Annotated in this window: 19 protein-coding genes; 6 read left to right on the top strand and 13 right to left on the bottom strand. The window is 70.6% G+C overall.

What is annotated here, in order from left to right:
• The first annotated feature begins 310 nt into the window (after positions 1-310).
• Complete coding sequence (locus tag KY572_RS36880) at positions 311-2,281, top strand: S9 family peptidase (protein WP_224248396.1); 1,971 nt, start codon at positions 311-313, stop codon at positions 2,279-2,281.
• A gap of 93 nt (positions 2,282-2,374) precedes the next feature.
• Here the strand turns inward: KY572_RS36880 and KY572_RS36875 are convergent, their stop codons facing one another.
• Positions 2,375-2,713 carry a hypothetical protein gene (locus KY572_RS36875; protein WP_224248395.1) on the bottom strand — a complete coding sequence of 113 codons (339 nt, stop codon included), beginning with the start codon at positions 2,711-2,713 and terminating at the stop codon, positions 2,375-2,377.
• 265 nt (positions 2,714-2,978) lie between these two features.
• Between KY572_RS36875 and KY572_RS36870 the strand changes: the two genes are divergently transcribed.
• The 3 genes from KY572_RS36870 (at position 2,979) to serA (ending at position 6,583) form a co-directional block, all read left to right on the top strand.
• Positions 2,979-3,356 carry an STAS/SEC14 domain-containing protein gene (locus KY572_RS36870; RefSeq protein ID WP_224248394.1) on the top strand — a complete coding sequence of 126 codons (378 nt, stop codon included), beginning with the start codon at positions 2,979-2,981 and terminating at the stop codon, positions 3,354-3,356.
• A 157-nt stretch (positions 3,357-3,513) separates the two neighbouring features.
• Positions 3,514-5,166, top strand: coding sequence for a serine protease (locus KY572_RS36865; RefSeq protein WP_224248393.1), 1,653 nt, complete (start codon positions 3,514-3,516; stop codon positions 5,164-5,166).
• Between the two features lie 166 nt (positions 5,167-5,332).
• Positions 5,333-6,583 (top strand): phosphoglycerate dehydrogenase, encoded by a 1,251-nt coding sequence (serA, locus tag KY572_RS36860; protein WP_224248392.1) that lies wholly within the window; start codon positions 5,333-5,335, stop codon positions 6,581-6,583.
• 12 nt (positions 6,584-6,595) lie between these two features.
• Here serA and KY572_RS36855 read toward each other — a convergent pair whose 3' ends face one another.
• On the bottom strand, positions 6,596-7,999 hold the full coding sequence (locus KY572_RS36855; protein ID WP_224248391.1) for an FAD-binding oxidoreductase: 1,404 nt from the start codon (positions 7,997-7,999) through the stop codon (positions 6,596-6,598).
• Positions 8,000-8,055: 56 nt separating this feature from the next.
• Positions 8,056-8,343: a helix-turn-helix domain-containing protein gene (locus tag KY572_RS36850; RefSeq protein ID WP_224248390.1), complete on the bottom strand. Its 288-nt coding sequence runs from the start codon at positions 8,341-8,343 to the stop codon at positions 8,056-8,058.
• Positions 8,344-8,374: 31 nt separating this feature from the next.
• Between KY572_RS36850 and KY572_RS36845 the strand changes: the two genes are divergently transcribed.
• Complete coding sequence (locus KY572_RS36845; protein WP_224248389.1) at positions 8,375-8,824, top strand: hypothetical protein; 450 nt, start codon at positions 8,375-8,377, stop codon at positions 8,822-8,824.
• A 110-nt stretch (positions 8,825-8,934) separates the two neighbouring features.
• Here KY572_RS36845 and KY572_RS36840 read toward each other — a convergent pair whose 3' ends face one another.
• Positions 8,935-10,356 carry a vWA domain-containing protein gene (locus KY572_RS36840; protein WP_224248388.1) on the bottom strand — a complete coding sequence of 474 codons (1,422 nt, stop codon included), beginning with the start codon at positions 10,354-10,356 and terminating at the stop codon, positions 8,935-8,937.
• Between the two features lie 115 nt (positions 10,357-10,471).
• A complete protein-coding gene (locus KY572_RS36835) occupies positions 10,472-11,770 on the bottom strand; it encodes a hypothetical protein (RefSeq protein WP_224248387.1) in 1,299 nt (432 codons plus the stop codon).
• A gap of 86 nt (positions 11,771-11,856) precedes the next feature.
• Here KY572_RS36835 and KY572_RS36830 point away from each other — a divergent pair, with 86 nt between their 5' ends.
• Positions 11,857-12,633 carry a hypothetical protein gene (locus KY572_RS36830; RefSeq protein ID WP_224248386.1) on the top strand — a complete coding sequence of 259 codons (777 nt, stop codon included), beginning with the start codon at positions 11,857-11,859 and terminating at the stop codon, positions 12,631-12,633.
• 3 nt (positions 12,634-12,636) lie between these two features.
• Here KY572_RS36830 and KY572_RS36825 read toward each other — a convergent pair whose 3' ends face one another.
• The 8 genes from KY572_RS36825 to KY572_RS36790 are packed head-to-tail and all read right to left on the bottom strand — an operon-like array spanning position 12,637 to position 20,344.
• Complete coding sequence (locus KY572_RS36825; protein WP_224248385.1) at positions 12,637-13,122, bottom strand: hypothetical protein; 486 nt, start codon at positions 13,120-13,122, stop codon at positions 12,637-12,639.
• Between the two features lie 26 nt (positions 13,123-13,148).
• Positions 13,149-14,213: a COG1470 family protein gene (locus KY572_RS36820; RefSeq protein ID WP_224248384.1), complete on the bottom strand. Its 1,065-nt coding sequence runs from the start codon at positions 14,211-14,213 to the stop codon at positions 13,149-13,151.
• Positions 14,213-14,731: a phage tail protein gene (locus tag KY572_RS36815; RefSeq protein WP_224248383.1), complete on the bottom strand. Its 519-nt coding sequence runs from the start codon at positions 14,729-14,731 to the stop codon at positions 14,213-14,215. The genes KY572_RS36820 and KY572_RS36815 overlap by 1 nt, the downstream gene beginning before the upstream one ends.
• Complete coding sequence (locus KY572_RS36810) at positions 14,718-17,309, bottom strand: putative baseplate assembly protein (RefSeq protein ID WP_224248382.1); 2,592 nt, start codon at positions 17,307-17,309, stop codon at positions 14,718-14,720. Before KY572_RS36810 ends, KY572_RS36815 begins: the two co-directional genes overlap by 14 nt.
• Positions 17,309-17,740, bottom strand: coding sequence for a GPW/gp25 family protein (locus tag KY572_RS36805; protein ID WP_224248381.1), 432 nt, complete (start codon positions 17,738-17,740; stop codon positions 17,309-17,311). The genes KY572_RS36810 and KY572_RS36805 overlap by 1 nt, the downstream gene beginning before the upstream one ends.
• The gene (locus KY572_RS36800) at positions 17,737-18,078 is read right to left on the bottom strand and encodes a hypothetical protein (protein ID WP_224248380.1); all 342 of its coding nucleotides are present in this window, start codon (positions 18,076-18,078) and stop codon (positions 17,737-17,739) included. Before KY572_RS36800 ends, KY572_RS36805 begins: the two co-directional genes overlap by 4 nt.
• Positions 18,078-19,595, bottom strand: a complete 1,518-nt coding sequence (locus tag KY572_RS36795; RefSeq protein ID WP_224248379.1) for a phage baseplate assembly protein V — start codon at positions 19,593-19,595, stop codon at positions 18,078-18,080. Before KY572_RS36795 ends, KY572_RS36800 begins: the two co-directional genes overlap by 1 nt.
• Positions 19,592-20,344, bottom strand: coding sequence for a LysM peptidoglycan-binding domain-containing protein (locus tag KY572_RS36790; RefSeq protein ID WP_224248378.1), 753 nt, complete (start codon positions 20,342-20,344; stop codon positions 19,592-19,594). The genes KY572_RS36795 and KY572_RS36790 overlap by 4 nt, the downstream gene beginning before the upstream one ends.
• Positions 20,345-20,368: the final 24 nt, after the last annotated feature.

Here is a 20,368-nt window from a genome sequence, read left to right as displayed (position 1 = left end):
AGCAGGGGCATTGCGTCCGGCGTGCCACCCGAAGGGCTCAGGCAATTCACAGGGTTGCGCTCTTGCTTCCTCACAGTGCGGAAGGATTTTCCGTCTCGCCCCTCCCGGAATTACCGGCCGCGCGGCACCGCCTCGCCCCCGGGCCTGGGAATAGTGTCCCTCCCAGGAGGTTGGGTGGCGGCCCCACGCCTGGAGAGCAGGCAGGCTTGGGGGCGCAATCGAACCGGCCGTTTTCTCGTATCTGGCCAGCCATCCATCAGAGTGCGAGCGGGTCTCCCGGCCCGTCCCCTTCCCCGTAGCAGGAGGTTGCATGTCGTCCCTCATCTCCCGAGTGGTCGCCGCGGTGGCGCTGGTGCCCACCCTGGCCCTGGCCGCACCCCCCGCGGCGCCCGCGAAGAAGCCCGAGGCCACCGCCCCCGCCTCGAAGCCGGTGAAGCCCGCGGCGCGGCCGTCGAAGCAGTACGCCATCGATCACTTCATGGCGACCACGAAGCTGGCCGGCGCCTCCTTCTCCCCGGACGAGAAGAAGCTCCTCTTCTCCTCGAACGAGAGCGGCATCTTCAACGCCTACAGCGTGCCGGTGAGCGGCGGCAAGCCCGCGGCGCTCACGCAGTCCAAGAAGGAGTCCACCTTCGCCGTCAGCTACTTCCCCAATGACGAGCGCATCCTCTTCACCCACGACCAGGGCGGCAACGAGGACAACCACCTCTACGTCCGCACCCCGGATGGCAAGGAGAAGGACCTGACGCCGGGCACCAAGGTCAAGGCCCAGTTCTTCGGCTGGAAGGCGGATGACTACTCGGCCTTCTACGTCCTCACCAACGAGCGGGATCCGAAGTTCTTCGATCTCTACAAGTACGACGTGAAGACGTACGAGCGCACCCTGCTCTACCAGAACGACGCGGGCTACCAGCCGTCCGACATCTCCCGGGACGAGAAGTGGATCGCCCTCGACAAGCCGCGCACCACGGCCGACAGCAACATCTACCTCTATGACGTGGCGAAGAAGGAGCTGAAGCACATCACCCCCCACCAGGGCACGGCGATGTACTCGGCGGCCGAGTTCGATCCGGCCTCCACCGCCCTCTACTACCTCACCGACGATGGCTCGGAGTTCAAGCGCGTGGCCCGCTACACGCTGGCCACCGGCAAGTCGGAGGACGTGGAGCGCGCCGACTGGGACATCATGTACACGTACTTCTCCCGGACGGGCGCCTACCGCGTCTCCGGCATCAACGAGGACGGCCGCACCGTCATCCGGCTCCATGACATGAAGGCCGGCAAGCAGGTGGCGCTGCCGCAGCTGCCCGAGGGAGACATCACCTCGGTGGCCATCGCGCGCAGCGAGAAGCGGATGGCCTTCTACCACAACGGCGATCGCTCCCCGAGCAACCTCTACGTCTACGACTTCGGCACCGGCAAGGCCACGCGCCTGACCAACACGCTGAGCCCGCATCTCGACGCGGAGGACCTGGTGGAGGCGCAGGTGGTGCGCTTCAAGTCCTTCGACGGGATGGAGATCCCCAACATCCTCTTCAAGCCGCACCAGGCCACGGCGGAGAACAAGGCGCCCGCCATCGTCTTCGTGCATGGCGGCCCCGGTGGGCAGACGCGCAAGGGCTACTCGCCGCTCATCCAGTTCCTGGTCAACCACGGCTACGTGGTGCTGGGCATCAACAACCGCGGCAGCTCCGGCTACGGCAAGACGTTCTTCACCGCGGATGATCAAAAGCACGGCAAGGAGCCGCTGCTCGACTGCATCGAGGCCAAGAAGTACCTGGCCAGCCTGCCCTACGTGGACGGCAGCCGCGTCGGCATCGCGGGCGGCAGCTACGGCGGCTACATGACGCTGGCGGCGCTCGCCTTCCACCCGGACGCCTTCAACGTGGGCGTGGACATCTTCGGCGTGTCCAACTGGCTGCGCACGCTCAAGAGCGTGCCGCCCTACTGGGAGTCGATCCGCGAGGCGCTCTACCAGGAGGTGGGCAACCCGGAGAAGCAGGAGCAGATGCTCCGGGACATCTCGCCGCTCTTCCACGCCGAGAAGATCAAGAGGCCGTTGCTCGTCATCCAGGGCGCCAATGATCCGCGCGTCATCAAGCCGGAGTCGGACGAGATCGTCCAGGCGGTGCAGAAGAACAAGGTCCCCGTCGAGTACGTCGTCTTCCCCGATGAGGGCCACGGCTTCACCAAGAAGAAGAACGAGGCGGAGGCCTACTCGCGGATGCTCGGCTTCCTCGAGCAGTACCTGAAGAAGTCCGGCACCTCGCCGACGAACTAGCCGCCCCAGACGCGTGCGGCGGAGCCAGCCCGTAAGCCAGCTCCGCCGCACTCACTTCGAGAACCGGCGCTCAGCCGAGCCGAGCGCCGTGGCTCATGCCTTCAGCGGCTTCACCGCCTCGGGGCACTGCCAGTAGGTGTACTCGCAGGCGCCCGTGCTCGGGTCGCACGGCACCTTCACCAGGGTGATGAGCTCGCACGGGTGCGTGGGTGCACCCGGCTCCGCGGAGCCAGCGCCCGGAGGCGCCGCCACGCCAGAGCCACTGCCCGCAGGCGCCGGGCTCGTCCGGCCCGCCCCGCGCCCCTTGCGCGAGGCCCCGCGCGAGTCCTGCTTTGTCTCCTGCGACGGCGGAACCCACAGCGTGGACACCACCGGCAGCAGGCCCGGCGCGACACCCAGCACCGCGCCCAGAACGTACAGCTTCGTTCGCATGAAACCCCCTTGCCGGTCAGACCGTCGCCGCACCCCTCTGGCGCGTCGACTCCGATCCGCCGGCAGCGACGTAACTACCAGTCAGGTCTGACATTTTTGGCCCGGGCGGCCCCCGGCGGCGGGCGGGCGGGGCCCTGTCCTTCCGGGCACTTCGGAGGGCTGCTCCAACGCATCAGGAGAGGAGTCGAACTGTCGGCCCGGAGAGGGTTAGGATGATCGGCCCCCCGGCGTTCGTCGGCGCCGTGTGGTATGGGAGCACGCCCTCATGCCCTTCCAGATCATCGTCCACCAGCCCGATCGCATCCTCGAGGTCGTCTACCCGTCCCAGCCCACGCAGGAGGACGTGGACGACTACCTGGCCCGCGTCCGGACCGCCATCGAGGAGCTGGCCGGCGACTGGAGCGCGCTGGTGGATCAGTCCCAGCTGCGCGTGATGCCCTCCAACATGGTGGCGGTGATGGCCAAGCTGAACGCGTACGCCCAGCTCAAGGGCATGAAGCGCTCGGCGCGCGTCGTCTCCACGGCGGCCTCCGGCCTCCAGGCCTGGCGCATGACGAAGCAGGCCATGCTCACCATCCCCGCGCGCACCTTCGAGTCTCGCGACGACGCGCTCGGCTGGCTGAAGAACCCGGACGATGAGTGAGGTTTTTCAGTCTCGCTGCCGTTGAACAGTCTTCCTGAAATACTGATTCAGCCGCACTTGGCGTGAAGACAGGGAAAGCCGTTTCGTGCATCATGCGCCACCCGCCTGGCCGCTCGGCAGGCGGGCTGTGTTCCCATCCCCCAAGGAGTGGCTGTCCATGCGAATCGTCCCGTTCAGCGCCGCCCGGCGCGCTCGAGTCCTCGGAACCCTGTTGTGTACCCTGGCCGCCGCAGGCTGCGGTCCCCTCGAGGAGGGCGCGGTACCGGAGCAGGAAGCGCTGGGCGAGTCCAAGGCGCCGGTCGTCTACGGCACGGACAACCGCATGGACGTGTACGCGCACCCGGACGCCACCCTGCGCGCGCGTGCGCAGCAGGCCACCGTGGCGCTGATGCGGCCCAGCAGCATCAACACCTCCAACCCGAACAACGTCACCTTCAGCGCCTCGACGCTCAAGGCGGCCTTCAACCTCTGCACCACGGAGCGCTTCCTGGAGGACCCGACTCCGGCGTTCTGCTCGGGCACGCTGATCGACGATGACCTGGTGCTCACCGCGGGCCACTGCATCACCAGCGCCTCGGACTGCTCCAACACGCGCTTCGTGTTCAACTTCTACCGGCCGACCGCCAGCACGCTGCAGACGGTGACGACGGCGGACGTGTTCGCCTGTCAGACGATCGTCGCGCGCCAGCAGTCCACGGTGAACGGGCGCAACCTGGACTACGCCGTCGTCCGGCTGGACCGGGCGGCCACGCCGCGCTTCGTGCCGGCGCCGATCCGCGCGGGCAACAGCCCGATGAACGTGGGTCAGGCGGTGACGGTCATCGGCAGCGGCAGCGGCATCCCCTTCAAGATCGACTCGGGCGGCGCGGTGCGTGACGCGCGCGCGGGCACGCTGGACTACTTCATTGCCAGCACGGACACCTTCGGCGGCAACTCGGGCTCGGGCGTGTACGAGAACGGCGGCTACACGGTGGCCGGCATCCTGGTGCGCGGCGAGACGGACTACGTCTCCAACGGCAGCTGCCGCATCGTGAACGTGTGCTCGGAGACGGGCTGCCGCGGCGAGGACATCACCTACGTCCGCCCGGCCATCGACGCGTACTGCCAGGTGGCGGGCAGCCAGCGCCTGTGCGGCACCACCGAGCCGCCTCCCCCGCCGCCCAACTCCTACAGCTACAACGCGAGCAACACCAACAGCGCCCAGCAGAACACCGTGAACAAGGTGGTGGCGCTCGCCGCGGGCCAGGCCATCACCGTGGCCACGTGCGGCGTGACGGGCGCCACGTTCAGCGGTGACACGTACCTGCGCCTCTTCGGGCCCGCGGCGACGCAGGTGGCCAGCAACGACGACGCGTGCGGCGGCAACGGCTCCAGCATCACCTACACCGCGGCCACCGCCGGCAACTACGAGATCCGCGGCGGCTGCTACAGCAGCGGCAGTTGCTCCGCCACGGTCGTGTGGCAGATCGGCTCGGCGCCGCCGCCGGGCACCGGGGGCTCGTACGCCTTCAGCGCGAGCAACACCAACAGCGCCCAGCAGAACACGGTGAACCGGGACATCACCCTCACCGCGGGCCAGAAGATCACCCTGGGCACCTGCGGCGTGACGGGCTCCAGCGCCTCCGGCGACACCTACCTGCGGCTGTATGGCCCGGCCGCCACGCAGGTGGCCTTCAACGATGACGGCTGCGGCAGTGGCACCGCCTCGAACCTGACCTTCACCGCCACGACGAGCGGCTCGTACCAGATCCGCGCCGGCTGCTATCAGAGCAACAGCTGCAGCGGCACGGTGGCCTGGACGATCCAGTAGCCCTGCTTCCCTGGCGCGGGCGGCACCCCCTGGCCCGCCCGCGCCCCACGGCAGCGCGGTAACTGTCCGCCATTGCGTCCTCCGGCTCCCGCGGAGCCCGTCCGCTCTGCGAAGAGGCGAGAGCGAGGCTTGACAGTCCGCTCCGTGAGATCTAACGCGGAGCGCCATGAGCACACCCCGGTTCCCCAACCCGTCCTCGCCCGTCAGCAACAAGGTCCCCCTCCGCGTCCTCCTGCTGGAGAACATCCACCCGTCCGCCGAGCACCTGATGAAGGCCGAGGGCTTCGTGGTGGAGCGGGTGCAGGGCGCGCTCAAGCCCGAGGAGCTGACCGAGCGCCTCAAGGGCGTGCACCTGCTGGGCATCCGCAGCAAGACGAACGTGCCCGAGAGCGCGCTGGCCCACGCGGAGAGCCTGCTGGCCATCGGCGCCTTCTGCATCGGCACCAACCAGATCGAGCTGACGGCCACCAACCGCCACGGCATTCCCTGCTTCAACGCGCCGTTCAGCAACACGCGCAGCGTGGCGGAGATGGTGATCGCGGAGATCATCGTGCTGACGCGCCAGCTGTTCGACCGCAGCCGCGAGGTGCACACGGGCCAGTGGCGCAAGGTGGCCACGGGCAGCCACGAGGTGCGCGGCAAGACGCTGGGCATCATCGGCTACGGGCACATTGGCTCGCAGCTGGGCGTGCTGGCCGAGTCGCTCGGCATGCGCGTCGTGTACTACGACATCATGACGAAGCTGCCGCTGGGCAACTCGCGCTCGGTGCCCACGCTGGGCGAGCTGCTGGCCGAGTCGGACTTCGTCACCCTGCACGTGCCGGCCACCTCGGCCACGAACATGATGATCGGCCCGGCGGAGCTGGCGCGGATGAAGAAGGGGGCGTGCCTCATCAACGCCAGCCGCGGCTCGGTGGTGGACATCCCCGCGCTGGCCGAGGCGCTGCGCTCCAAGCACCTGGGCGGCGCGGCGGTGGACGTGTACCCGGAGGAGCCCGAGACGAACAGCGACGGCTTCCGCACCGAGCTGCAGAACCTGCCCAACGTGGTGCTCACCCCGCACATCGGCGGCTCCACCGAGGAGGCCCAGGAGTCCATCGGCCGCGAGGTGGCCACCTCGCTCATCAAGTTCGTGAAGTCGGGCGCCACCACCGGCGCGGTGAACTTCCCGCAGGTGGAGGTGCCCCTCATCCCCGGCACGCACCGCATCCTCAACGTGCACCGCAACATCCCGGGCGTGCTGCGCGACATCAACCGCATCGTCTCGGACCTGAACGCCAACATCCACGCGCAGGTGCTGAGCACGGACGCCAACATCGGCTACCTGGTGATGGACCTGGACCAGGACGTGTCCGCCCAGGTGAGCGAGGCCATCGCGGGGCTGAACACCGACATCAAGACGCGCATGGTGTCCTGAGCCGGGCGCGCCTCACGCGTCGACGATCTTCCCCGGGTTGAGGATGTGGTTGGGGTCCAGCGCACGCTTGAGCGTGCGCAGCAGCTCCAGCTCCTCGGGCGTGCGGGTGTACGAGAGGTAGTCCTTCTTCAGCAGGCCGATGCCGTGCTCGGCAGAGATGCTGCCGCGGTACTTGCGCACCAGGGCGAAGATGTCGTGGTCGGCCCGCTTGGTGTGCGAGAGGAACTCCGCCTTCTCCATGGCGTCCGGCTTCATCACGTTGACGTGCAGGTTGCCGTCGCCGATGTGGCCGAAGAGGCAGATCTCCCAGCCCGGGTAGCGCGCGCCGAAGAACGCGTCCATCTCCGCGCAGAAGGCCTCCAGGGCGGCGATGGGCAGGGCGATGTCGTTCTTGTGCGGCAGGCCCGTGGCGGAGAGGCTCTCGCTGATGCCCTCGCGCAGGGTCCACAGCTCCGTGGCCTGCGAGGCGTTCTGCGCCTGCGTGCCGTCCGTCACCAGCCCGCGCTCGAAGAGCGAGCCCAGCCAGGCCTCCACGGCCGCCGGGTCCGTGGCCTCGGCCTCCATGAGCACGTAGCAGCCGCTGGGGGCCTCGAAGGGCGAGCGCAGCTTGCGGTGGCGCTGCAGCCGGGCCAGGCACTTGTCGGTGAAGAACTCGTAGGCGGACAGCAGCAGCGGCGCCTGGCGCGCGTCCCGGAACAGCCTCAGCACGGCGGCCACGTCCGGCACCGCGAAGAGGAACACCTCCTGCTTGCCGGGGAGCCGGGTCAGCTTGAGGGTGGCCTCGGTGATGATGCCCAGCGTGCCCTCGCTGCCGATGAAGAGCTGGCGCAGGTCCACGCCCGTGTTGTTCTTCTCCAGCGCGCCGTTGAGCTCCAGCACCTGCCCCTTCGCCGTCACCACCTGCAGCCCCAGCACCCACTGCCGCGTGAGCCCGTAGCGGATGACCTTCACCCCGCCGGCGTTGGTGGCGATGTTGCCACCCACGTGGCTGGAGCCCTTGGAGGCGAAGTCCACCGGCCACGTCAGCCCGTGCTGGGCGCAGTGCTGGTGCACCGCCTCCGTCACCGCGCCCGCCTGCACGCGCACCGTGTTGCCGAGCACGTCCACCGGGTCCATCCGGCTCATCCGCCGCAGCGAGAGCACCAGCTCGCCCCGAGCCGCCACCGCGCCCGCCGCCAGGCCCGTGCGCCCTCCCGAGGGCACCACCGGCACACGGTGCGCGTCACACAGGGCGAGCAGCCGCGCCACCTCATCCGTGGTGCGCGGGAAGGCGATGGCGGCCGGCGATGGCGTGTAAACGCGCGTCCAGTCACGGCCGTACTCCGCCAGCTCGCCCGGCTCGCGAGTGAGGAAATCTGGCGGGAAGCCCTCGGCGATGGCTCGGAGGAAGGCGTCGGGGAGCGAGGCGGTGGACATGCCCCCAGGCGTATTGCACGCGACGGGTCCTGACAAGCCGTACGGTGTGCCTGTCGTCAGCCCTTGCGCAGCCCGTGGCGCTTGAGCTTGTCGATCAGCGTCACCCGGGTCAGCCCGAGCCGCCGTGCCGCCTCCGACTGGTTGCCGCCCGCCTCCTCCAGGGCTCGGGCGATGAGCGAGCGCTCGAACGCGGCGACCTGCTCCCGCAGGGTCCCCGTCCCCGTGGGGGCCGACAGCTCCGGGGAGGCGGACAGACGGGGGAGGCTCTCGCTCGTCGCGTGGGGCCTGGCAGCCTTCCTCCTGAGCCTGATCGGGCTCGTCAGCCCCGAGCGCCCCATCCTCATTCCCCTGTGCATCCTGGGAGGAACCACGGTCGTGCTGCTGTCCTGGAGAAGGATTCCGGCGGCGCGCGCGTTCTTCGAGAGACTCGGGCTCCCGAGCTATCTGTGGCTGCACATGCTCCGGGCCTTCATTGGCGCGGGCTTCCTCATCGAGCTCTCACGGGGCCGGCTGCCCGCGGAGTTCGCCCTGGGCGCCGGGGTGGGAGACATCATCGCAGGGTTGCTCGCGGCACTCGTCCTGTTCACCCCGGCGCGGACCCCGCTGCGGGCGCGCGCGCTGTGGGTCTTCAATGTCGTGGGCTTCGTGGACATCCTCGCCGTGCTGGTCGCCGCCCAGCGCATCCTCTTCTTCGGCGATCCCCGCGCCATGGCGTCGTTCGGGCAGGCCCCCTGGCCCATGGTGCCGCTCTACGTGGTGCCGCTCATCGTCGCTTCCCACGTCATCCTCTTCGCCCGCCTGAAGCGGCCCGCCTCCCTGGTGTGAAGGCTTCCGCTCCTCACTGTGCGAAAACGTCGGGACTTTTCAGGCTCCAAAACCCCCGACGTTTCCGAACAGTGGACCACCAACCCGGTCCGACGCCCTCGGCGGGCGGCTCAGGGCACCATCAGCTCGGCCAGCTTCCTGGCCAGCTCCGCCTCGGCGCGCAGCGGCGCGTCGTCCAGCGCCTGCGCCTCGGCCTGCAACAGCGTCGCCGTCCGGTCCGCCAGCTCGCGGGCCGCCGCCTTCTCGCCCTTGTTCCAGTGCTCGCAGGCCTGCCGCGCGCCCAGGATGAAGTTCGTCAGCGCCACCGCCTTGCGCACCGAGTTCTGCGAGTACCACGTCGACGTGGAGCTGAGCGGCTCGCTGCCCTCGTACCGCGCGGTGAGGGTGACGGCGGGAGGCGCCTCCCCCTCCAGGGGCTGGAAGGAGAGGTTGCTGGACACCAGCTGCTGGCCTGGCTGCACCTCGCCGCTCGCGCTCAGGCGCGCGACGATGGCGCCCCGGCGCCGCGAGAGGAACACGGTGGCCACATCCATCTCGGCCAGGCTCGCGCCCGGGTCCACTCCCGGCACGCCGTACACCGCCTCCACCCGGAAGCCCTCGGCGGGCGTGAGCGCCATGCGCAGGTCATAGGCGATGGGCGTCACCAGGAAGTCGAAGTCCTCGTCGAACACCGTCCGCGTCCGCTCGGCGTTGCTCAAGAAGAAGTAGTTCGAGCCGCGCACCGCCGAGATCTTCGTCACGAGCTCCTGCCCGAACGCGATGTTCACTCCGAACACCGTCGTGTCCCGGCCCTGCTGGGAGTGGCTCCGCAGCAAGTCCATGAACTCGCCTTCGCCCGTGGCGCCCACGTTGGGCATCGCATCCGTGAAGAGGAAGAGCCGGCGGGCCCGCGCCGCATCCGCCGGCCTCTTGGCCAGCTCCTTGAACCCCTCCTTCAGCCCGCACTCGATGCAGGTGCTGCCCTGCGGCTTGATCTTGTCGATCGCGCTCAGGAGCTCCGAGCGGTCGCCCGCGGACCGCTGATGAACCAGCGTGTCGACCTCGTCGTCGAAGACGACCAACGCGAAGGTGTCGTCCTCGTTCAGCTTCTCCACCAGCTTGCGCGCGGCCTCCTTCACCGCCTCCATCGGCTCGCCGCTCATGGAACCGGACCGGTCGATGACCAGCGCCACGTCCAACGGCTTGCGGCGGAAGGTGGCCGGGTCCACGTTGGAGGAGAAGCCCACCTGCACGAACACCTCCTGACGCCCCGTGTCGAGGGCCGGCGCGATGCCCGTCGCCGTGCGCAGGCACAGCACCTGGTTGCAGGCCGGGCCCTGCAGCGGCAGGTCGTGCTCCGAGTAGAGCCCCTCGGCGACGAAGTCCTCCGGAGCGGGCACCTGGCCCTGGGCGATCTTCGTCCTCGCCAGCCCGATGTCCTGCGCGCCTCCGGCAGTCGCTCCGAAGTCCGCGAAACCGCCCGTCCCGATACCGCCACAGCCAGCCAGCGTGAACGCCGTCGCCATCAGCGCGACGAGGAGCCTTCGCATCATGTCTCTCTCCTGAGGAATGGGGGTGCTCGCGCCGAAGCAAGCGCCGTTCCCAGCTCAACCCGCTGATTTTACATCCGGCGGGCGCAGGGATGTCCTGCCCTCCCTGACAGGCGTGTCAGGGCTCGGCCGAGGGCCAGGAGTCGAAGACCCGCTCGGCGGCGGCCTGCTGCGACCAGTCCACCTTGCCGACCAGCGACTGTGCGCCACGGGTGATGTGGATCTCCTTCCACAGCGGCTGCCCCCTCGCGCGACGAGCCTCCCACGCGGACCAGTGCACGCCGCCGGTGGCCTCCACCACCCGAGCGAGGCTCGCGTCGAACTCCGCGTCGGTCAGCCAGCGCAGCTCCTCCAGGAGCCAGGCCGCCTCGAGGTTCAGGCCTTCGGGTGGGGTAACGCCCGTCAGAGCCTTCAGGGCCTCGCGCCCCGTTCCCCGCGGCACGAAGGAGACACCTTGGGGACGGAGGACCGCGAGCCCCTGGCGGGCCGGTGCTCCGGGGCCCTCCTGGAGCGTCGCCTCGTAGAGGCTCACCCGCGGCAGTCGCTGGCCGCTCCGGCTCGCGCCCAGGAAGGGCGGCTGGCGGTGCATCTCGAGGAGCGCCGCGAGCTTCTCCACCGGCTCCGCGTACCGCACGTGCACGATGCGGTCTCCCTCCACGCGCACGCTCCGGGAGAGGCGCTCCACCTGGATGCCTCCCGCGCGGATGGAGCGCAGGGAGACCGCGACCGGCTCTCCGACGACGGGCTTCCAGACGAGCCGCTCGCTGGTGAGCCAGAACTCCCCCGCTCGAGACGCGTACAGTGCCATGAGGGAGAGCAGCAGTCCCGCGAAGACCAGGATGGTCGCCGGCCCCGAGAAGGCCGCCACCAGGCGAAGCAGTGGGACGAGGAGGAAGACGAGGACGAGCAGGGGCGGAGGGATGGAGCTGTGGCGCTTCATCTCCAGGATGCGCGTCTCGTTGTCCACGGGCGCGGAGATGGGAGACGCCTGGAGGGTGCCGCGCAGCGAGGCCAGCTCCTTCCGCAAGTCCGGCTCGCCCACGGGCACCGCCAGCTCCGCCAACCGCTTTCGGACGAGCGTCCCCAGGCGCGCTCGGAGCCGCTGCACCTCACGGAGCGACTCGAGCGCCGGAAGCGTCTCGGGCCAGCCCTCCACCTCCATGCGCCGGCGGATTCGGGCCATCGCCTCTTCCAGCGCGTTCTCCTGCTCGAGCACCTCGCCGAGGAGCTCCGGGTGGGCACGCAGGCGACGCTTCCAGGCGACGCCACTCAGCCGCCTCTCCAGCGCGGCATGGCGCTTCCGAGCGGACTCGAGGAGCTCCATCCGGCCCTCGAGCCGCCGGCGGACATCCTCGGCGGACAGCTCCCGTTCAGGAGGCGACGGGTGCGCCGGGGAGGCTCGTGCTCGCTCGGACATTCGCACCCGGGAGCATATCGGGGACCGGCAGCCGACTGCCTATCCTCCACGGGGCACGGCGCCTGGAGTGTCCGCTGGGGGGCTGAATGGACAAGCTGCGGAAACCCTTCTTCATCGTGTCGCTGGTGTGCCTGGTGCTCGCGGTGCTCGTCGAGGTGGGCTCCCCCGTTCTGCTCCCCACGAAGGCGCCGGATCCGCAGGCGCTGCAGGCCTCCATCCGCGAGGAGGGCGCGCAGGACGACGTGGACCTCAATGAGGTCCTCCGGGTCCAGAAGGACAACCCGCCGACTCCCGGGCTCGGCATTCCGTACCTCGCGCTGCTGGACGGGCTGCTGCTGCTCACCCTGGCGCTGATGGGGGCCAGCCTGCTCATCCCCGAGCGCGTCCACGGCCGGGTGCAAGGCCTGGTGACGCTCATCGGCGCGGTGGTAGCGCTGCTCGCGGGCCTGGGGATGCTGTTCGCCGCGATCGGGCTGCTGATGCTGATGGTGGGCCTGTTCACCGCGGTGCCCTTCGGCACCATCGCCTACCTGGCGGTGTGGGGCTTCTTCAATCGAGGTGGGGCCGCCGGCACGCTCGGCCTGCTGATGGTCCTCAAGGTCGTGGCCGCGGTGTTCCTGGTGCTGGCCCACCAGCGCTTCCTGCAGAACAAGGGACTGGTGCTGCTGATCCTCACCTCCCTGCTCGCGAACGCGATCGTCAGCTTCCTTCACGGGTTCGTGCCCATCGTGCTGGTGAGCATCACGGATGCCCTGGGGGCGATCGTCGTCTCCGTGCTCGCGCTCATCTGGGCCGTCGTGCTGCTCGTCGGCGCGCTCGTTTCCATCTTGAAGGTGCTGCGCCTCAAGCGCGTGGCGGCGTAGGCGCTACGGGAGCCGCACCTGACAGCGTCCGCCAGTCCCGGCGGTGCGGCAGGTGAGGAGCAGCTCGCCTCCCTCCTTCATCACGTCGAGCTTCCGGGGCTCCTTCAGCAGGTCCTCCGAGACCGGAAGCGCGGGCTTGCTCTTCGGCGTGAATTGCAGGGAGACACCGCCCGAGCCAGGCCCCGCTGGCGCCACCTCCAGCGTGCGCCCTCGCGCGCCCGTCTCCTCGATGGTCACCTGGCAGGACCTCCCCTGCTCCAGGGTGAGCACACCGCCAGCCATCGGGCAGTCCGCTCGCAGCTCCTCCACCTTCACCGGGCGCGGACGGATGAGGCGCTCGCGCAAGCGCTGGCGCTCCTCCTTCGACATGGACGCTCGGCCCGCACGGGAGTTGTCCGTCGCGCCCAGGCCCACGCCCAGCACGTAGAGGGCGACGCACGCGAACACCGCCAGGATGAGCACCACCGTGAGAGGCTTCGGAGCAGGCATGGGCGTACCGAGGTGAAGTCAGGTGGCTACTCGTTCCGGGGCTTCAAGATGACGCCCCGGCCCGGTGCCTTGAAGATCTCCTCGTTGACCCGGGGGAGCAGCTCGAACCGGACACAGCGTCCGGCGACGCAGGAGAAGAACCGGGAGCAGGGCGGTGTACAGGTCATCGGAGCCTGCTGGCACTTGCCGCCCTGACAGAACCCGGAGATGCACACACCGTTGGTCGTGCAGTCCTGGCCATCGGGGAGCAGGCAGAGCTTGTTCGTGTGGCAGAGCGAGGGCGGGCGGCACTCGTCGTTGCCCTCGCACTTGCCATCGTCCCGCGTGCACCTGCCGTCCTTGCAGTAGAGGCTCGAGCACTGTCCATCTCCCGAGCAGGCCTCCTCCGGCACCCGCAGGCACGTGCGAGTCCCCTGCAGCGTGGTGCACTTCTGTCGGGCCGGACAGGTGTCCCCGGGGCCGCAGTTGCGCCCCAGCTCCGCCTCCGCGCACCGGCCCTCCGCGCACCGCAGCGAGAGGCACTGCGCGTCCTCCTTGCAGCCCTTGAAGCCGTCCTCTCCCAGGCACACGCCTCCGTCCGCGCCCGAGCACGCCAGCCCCTTGCCGCACTCAGCGCCCTCGCAGGGCTCGCCCACGTCCGGGCCTCCCCGGCCGGCCAGGATGGCCACCACGGCTCCGACGATGAGCAGCACCCCGGCCGCCAGCACGACGATCCACCAGGGGAACGGCTTCTTCTGGGGAGGTGCCGCCTCGGGCACGATGAAGGCCACCGTGGGCCCGTCCGCGTACTGCTCGTCCGGGTTGGCCACGTTCGTCACCAGCAGGTGGAAGGTGTAGCGGCCCGGCGGCGTCCCGGGTGGCACCTGGAGCTTCACGGTGAACTGCTGCGTCCCGTCCAGCGCGAAGTCCCGCTCCTCGCCTCCGGAGACGCTCGCCCACTCGCGCTGGGCCTGCCCCGCCATCATCACCGTGGCCCGCGCGCGCACCGGCGCACGCAGCGCGTTGGACACCGTGAAGGCCAGCTCTCCCTGCCCCGAGGCGCTCAGGTTCACCGACTCCGTGGCGGCCGTGATGTCGAAGGCGCGTGGCATCAACTCGCTCCTGGCTGCGGGAGCTGCCCGAAGTGCAGCTCGTAGGTGACGTAGGCGGGCTTCTCCAGCTCGATGATCCGCTCCAGCATCGGGCGGTGGGGCGCCAGCTCGGCCGGGGCGCGCACGCGGATGTGGAAGGGCCGGGGCAGGCCGTCCGGGCCCGGCACCCGCTCGTCCAGCTCGAAGTCCTTGCGGCCCGTGGCGGTGGACAGGAACAGCAGCAGCCCCCGCGCCGTGCCCCGCCAGCGAGACAGCTCCACCCCCGCGGCCACCAGCTCGCGCAGGCGTCCCAGGCCCGTCGTCACCGGCAGGTCCAGGTCCACCCAGCGCGCCAGGAAGGGCACGAAGCGCTCTGGCGCCCGGCGCGGGTCGAAGAGCGCGTCCAGCTCCTCCAGCGCCGCCTCCGAGGGCACATGCAGCACGTCCATCACGCCCAGCAGCGCCAGCAGCGGGCTGCCCTGGCGGGCGGTCCGCTGGAAGACGCCGGGCAGCAGGCGAAGAATCTCAGCGCTCCTCATCGTCCGTCACCACCTCCAGCTCGTGAGAGCCGGAGCACAGGAGCCAGGTAGGCGGCAGCGTCACCTTCTCGGTGAATTCGCGCGTGGAGCAGGGCTCGTACCGCTCGCTCCCCTCGGGCCGGCGGAAGACACCGCCCGGGCCTCCGGCCAGCAGCGGCGGGCCCTCGGGCGAGGTGGCCAGCGCGAACACCGGCTGGAAGAGGCGCTCGGCCTCACGGAGCGGCAGGCCGCTGCCCACGTCCGGCCGCTGCCACTGGGCGTTGGGACGGCTCGCGTCCTGCCACAGCACGCCCGCGCGGTGCGAGCCCGCGTAGACGGTCGAGCCCGCGAAGGCGAGCGCCAGACAGCTCCCTCCGTCCCAGCCCTTGTCGTACGCGCGCCACCCGTCGGGTGGATCGGCGTTCCCCAGCAGCTCGCGGCTCAGACAGCCCTTGCCTGGGTCCGAGCCGCTCGCCGCCGCCAGCCCCGCCCAGAGGAAGGCTCGAGGCCCGTCCCGCTGCACCTCCAGGGCGCGGACGTCCTGCCCTCTCAGGCCGATGTGCCGGAAGCCCCCGCCCCGGCCACCCGCGCTGGAGAGGAAGACTCCCGCCTGCCCCATTCCCGCGACGGCCACGCTGACTCCGCCCCGCACCTCCGCCGCGGCGGCGACCGCGAAGAAGCCCAGGTCCTGGTTGTTCGGATCCACCAGCACCTGGAGCGGCGTGGCTCCAGGCCGCATCGCCAGCTCGAAGAGCCCCACGCGCGTGGCGATGAGCAGCACGGGCGTTCCGTCTCGCATCGTCCACGCGAGGTCCTCGACGGTGTCCAGCGTGTGCGTGGCGCGCTCCCACGTCTCACCGCAGTCCGAGGAGACGCGCAGCCGCGAGCGCTGCTGCGTGTCCCCCACGAGCCGGGCCGCCACCGCCACCAGGCCGGCGCGCGACGGGTGGGCCTCCACCACCTCCACCTGCTCTCCCGGAAAGCGGCCCGCGGGCTCCCATCCATCGCCCGCGTTCACCGAGCGGAACAGGGCCTCGCTGCCTCCGGCGTAGAAGGTGCGCGGCTGGAAGTGGTCCTGGGCGAGCGTGCGGACATCCTGGGGTACCTCGTCCACGCGCAGCCGCACGCGGTCCACGTAGCTGACGCCCGGCTCGGACAGCAGGATGTCGTAGACATGCGAGGCCCGGAGCGCCTGGCCGAAGCCCCAGCCTCCCGGCCGCAGCGCGGAGGGCAGCGGCGTGAGCGTCCGATAGAGGCGCTCCAGGAGGCGCTGCCGCAGCGCCTGCGCGTCCTCCGCCCGATGGGCCACCACGCGCGCCATGACGCTCAGCACCTTGTAGCGCGCCCAGTCCACCCAGCACTCCGTGCCCAGCGGACGGCGCTCCTCCAGCTCTCGCTGGATGCGGGCTCGCGCCTCCTCCGTCTCGTGCTGGCGCAGCGCCGTCACCGTCACTCCCTCTCCGTGGCGGCCCTGCAGCTCCGGCGGCAGGTGGGGGACCAGCAGCACCTCCACCGTCCCCGCGGGCGCATGCGCCCAGATCTGCGCCAGGGTGACGGCCTTGGCGCGCGCCACCGCTCCCGAGGCCCGGAGCGCGAGCAGCTCGAAGTCCTCCGCCGTGATGGCCCGCCGCAGCGAGTGCAGCTCCTGCGGCCCTCGCACCAGCGCGTTCTCCAGCGTCTCCGCCGGCCTCCCGCCCACCGCGGGATGCGGGTTGGTCACCTTCACGCCGGGGATGGGATCCTTGAGCACCTCCAGCGTGCTCGCGGCGACGTTGCCCGAGGCGCCTCCGCCTCGCCGGTACCAGAGCCGGATGGCGCGCCCGGCCCGCGGAATGGCCGCCAGCGCCCGGGCCTCGGTGAGCGTGCCGTCCTCTCCGGTCATGCGAGCCGAGGGCGCGAAGGTGATGGTGCCCGTCATCCGGTCCACCACGTACGCGGGCTCGTCCGGCGCGAGGTAGGCGAAGTCCTCCACCTCCCTCCAGATGCGGTAGGTGCGGCCCTCGTGCTGACGCGCCGGGGCGCGGCCGTCCAGCTCGTCGGGCTCGGCCTCGACGCCCACCACCAGGTCCAGCGAGTCCCCCGTGGGCGCCACGATGGGTGGCCGCCGAGCCCGCACCGTCAGGCCCGGCTGCCCCGTGCCTTGGCCCGCGAGCTCCGCATCCACCTGATCGCAGTGGAACGCCCGCACCTCCACCTCGCTCCCGCCCGCGGGAATGCGTGCCGCGTCCCCGGTGAGGAAGATCACCGGCTCGGTGCCCGCGCCCGCGCGCGCCAGGGTGACTCGGGTGCCCCGAGGGATGTCCACCGGGCGCTCGGCCGGGCGGCTCACGCTGAAGCTCAGCGTCACGGACGCGGCCGCCGGAGGCTGGAGACGCACGCCCAGCAGCCGGAGGAACTCCACGTAGGCCTTCTCCGGCAGCCGGTTGAGCCGGTAGAGCATCGTCTCCGTGAGGTGGGCGAAGGCCTCCAGCAGCACCATGCCCGGGTCATGGGGGCTCAGGTCGGTCCACTCCGGGCAGGCCTGGGCGATGTGGCCCCGCGCCTGCTCGAGCAGCTGCTGGAACGTCCGATCATCCAACTGGGGAGACGGGAGCGACATCAGCGGCCTCCTCCCGCGAGCGTGAAGGGATAGACGAACCGCTCCGCGCGCTGCGTGGCGCGCACCCGGTACTCCACGGACACGTCCAACCGGAACGCATCCTCGGGGCTGCGGCCCGCGTCCACCTGGAGGAGCTGGATGCGAGGCTCCCAGCGCTCCAGCGCGCGGCGCACGTAGTGGATGGCGAGCCCCGCGGTGGTGTCGTCGTTGGGCGAGAAGGCCAGCCGGTGCAGCTCGCAGCCGTACTCCGGCCGCATCACGCGCTCGCCCGGCACCGTGGTGAGCAGGAGCAGCACGGCCTGACGGACGGCGGCGTGCTCGGCCACCATGTCCACGGAGCCCGTGGGCGTGGTGCGCAGGCCCGACCGCTCCTCGCCGAAGTCGAGGTCCGGGTGCAGGAAGCGCCAGGCGCGGTACCGGGGCGCGTTCATCCGGCCTCCGTCACCAGCGTCTGCCCGGGGGCGTTCACCTTGTACTCCACCACACCGGGCGGCGTGCCATCCGTCAGCCCCTTCAAGGAGTCCAGGCAGACGGGCTTCCCATCGATGCGGATCAGCGAGGAGTAGCCGACCTTCACCGCCAGCGTGTTCGTGCAGGGCTTGATGGTGGGGCCGATGTTCGGGCACCCGGCGATGGGCCGTCCCTCCGGGTCCGCGCGCACGAGCACCGGGCGCCCCTCCACCGTCACCCAGGACTGCGAGGCCAGGAGCCCCACCTTCCCCAGCTCATGGGCGCACACCACCAGCGCGTCGACGGTCAGGAAGCGCATCACCCTCTCCGGAAGTCGATGGAGTGCCCGCGAATGACCACCGGCTGGCCGGGGGCCTCGATGTCCAGGGGAACCTTCGAGTGGAGGCGCGCGCCGGAGGGCGTCAGCTCCAGGTAGCTGCCCGTCCCATCCTCCAGCCGCAGCGTGCGTCCGGCATCGTCCAGCACGAGCTTGTGTCCCCCCGCCGTCCGAGCCGAGTAGCGCCGCACCGAGCCGCCCTCGACGCCCGGGTCCGTGGGAGCGTGCTCACCGAAGAGCCCGCCCAGCACCACGCCCCGAGCCGGGTCTCCATCCGCCAGGACGAGGAGCACCTGGTCGCCCACGTCCGGCAGCATCACCAGCCCCCGGCCCGCGCCCGCGCCCACGCTCATCACCTGCATCCACTCCGTCTCCACGCCGCCATACGCGGGCAGCGTGGCCCGGACCCGGCCCAGGCCTTCGGGGTCGTCCACGCGGCTCACCAGGCCCAGCGTCGCGGCCGAGGCCCGTGTCCGAGGCCTTCGCGCCGGAGGAGCCGAGGACAGCTCCGAGACGAAGCCTCGCTGCGCATCCAGGACGTGGTTCACAGCGGTGAGCACGTAGCGTCCGGACACGGCGGGAGTGATGCCGCGCACCTCCACCCGTGCTCCCGGGCGCAGCCTCGCGTCTCCCTCCGCCAGCGCCGTGAGCACCACCTCTCGCGCGCTGCGGTGGTCCAGCTCCGCCTGGGCCGCGGCCTCGGCGTGGGTATCTGCCTCCGCCAGTTCATTGACGAGGGCCCGCTCGCCCGGGCTTCCGAGGAGCTCGGGCGGCGCATCCACCTGCACCCGTCGCCCTTGTCGGGCCTGGGACGCTCGGGCCGAGTGGTGTCGGGCTCTCAGCGGATCCCACCCGTCCGCGGAGACCGCGCGACACGCGGGATCTCCGTTCACCTCCACGGTGGCTTCCAGGAGCGTCTCGCCGAGCAGCAGCGGCAGCGGCTCGCCCTCCCCCTCCAGCGTGAGCAGCCGCAGAGCGCCATCCCGGAGCACCAGGTACACGCCACAGCGGTCCGCCAGCTCGGCCAGGAAGTCGAGGTCCGACTGCCCGTGCTGCACGAGCTGCCGCCAGAGCGGCCCCGGCGCGTCGGCCTCGACGGAGAGCCCCAGGTCCGCCACCAGCTCTCGGGCCACATCCCGCAGCGACACCTGCACGTGCGCCCGTACCGGCTGGCGCTTGCGCAGGCGGTGCAGCAGGTCGTAGCCGCGCACGCGCACCTCTCGCGTTCCACCGGCCACGTGGGCGTACTCGATCGCCGTCACCTCGCCCGAGAAGAGCGGCTCGGCCTGCGCAGCGGTGGAGACTCGCAGCGACGTGCCGGGCGCCACGCCGCTGGACGCGAGCGTCCCGCGAGGATCGACGAAGGTCAGCTCGCACAGGGTGGGCAGGGACAGCCGCTGCTGCACCCGCACCGAGCTCAAGGCCCGCAGCTCCGTGGCCGGGAGGGACGTTCCTCCCAGCTCGATCGTCACGGCGGGCAACCCACGGAAGCGACTCATGAGCCCCCCCGGAGCGCGCTGGCCGAGGGCAGCCGGAGCACGGTGCCCGCTGGGATGCGCATCGGGTCTGCGATGCCGTTGAGCGAGGCGACGAGTCGCCAGAGCGCCGGATCCCCGTAGTACTGGTGGGCGATCTCATCGAGGCGCTGTCCGGCCACGGGCGGCTGTCCGGGCGAGGCTCCCGCGCCCACCACCTCATGGGCCTCGAAGGACTCTGGAGGAAGCTGCTCCGTCACCTGCTCGGCGGTGAGACCGGCTGCCACGGGGGGAGCCTCGGAGGACTCGGAGAGCGTCTCCTCGATGCGCACCAGACGCATGCGCACCCAGGAGCGTCGAGGCGCACCGGAGGCGGTGAAGTGCTCCAGCCGCTCCGCGATGGAGGCGACCACCGCCGGCTCATTGAGCCGCTTGCCCCACACGAGCCGCACCCGGGGAGGACGCCCGAAGCCCCCTTCCGCCACGCTGTTCTCCGCGAGCCGCCAGAGCGGCTGGGTGAGCGCCCTCACATCCTCGGTCTGGACGGAGGAGCCCAGCAGCGACACGTCGAAGAGCAGCTCCAGCAGCAGTTCCGTAGTGCCCCCTCCGGTGAAGAGGAGCGGCTCATCCATGGCTCCGCCTCCTGCAATCCCCCCGCTCAAGGCGCGTCTCGTCCGGAGGCCCGCGGTGCGGCGCATCACGAGCGTCTCGGGATTGAGGAGGGCGCCGATGCGCTCACCGCTCGGCTCGAGGAGAAAGGCCACGCGCTCCATCACTCGCCTCGCTGTTCACGGTCG

Source organism: Hyalangium gracile (assembly GCF_020103725.1).
Lineage (GTDB): Bacteria > Myxococcota > Myxococcia > Myxococcales > Myxococcaceae > Hyalangium > Hyalangium gracile.
Note: the sequence above shows the minus strand (reverse complement) of the source record. Positions and strands in the feature narration are given on the sequence as shown.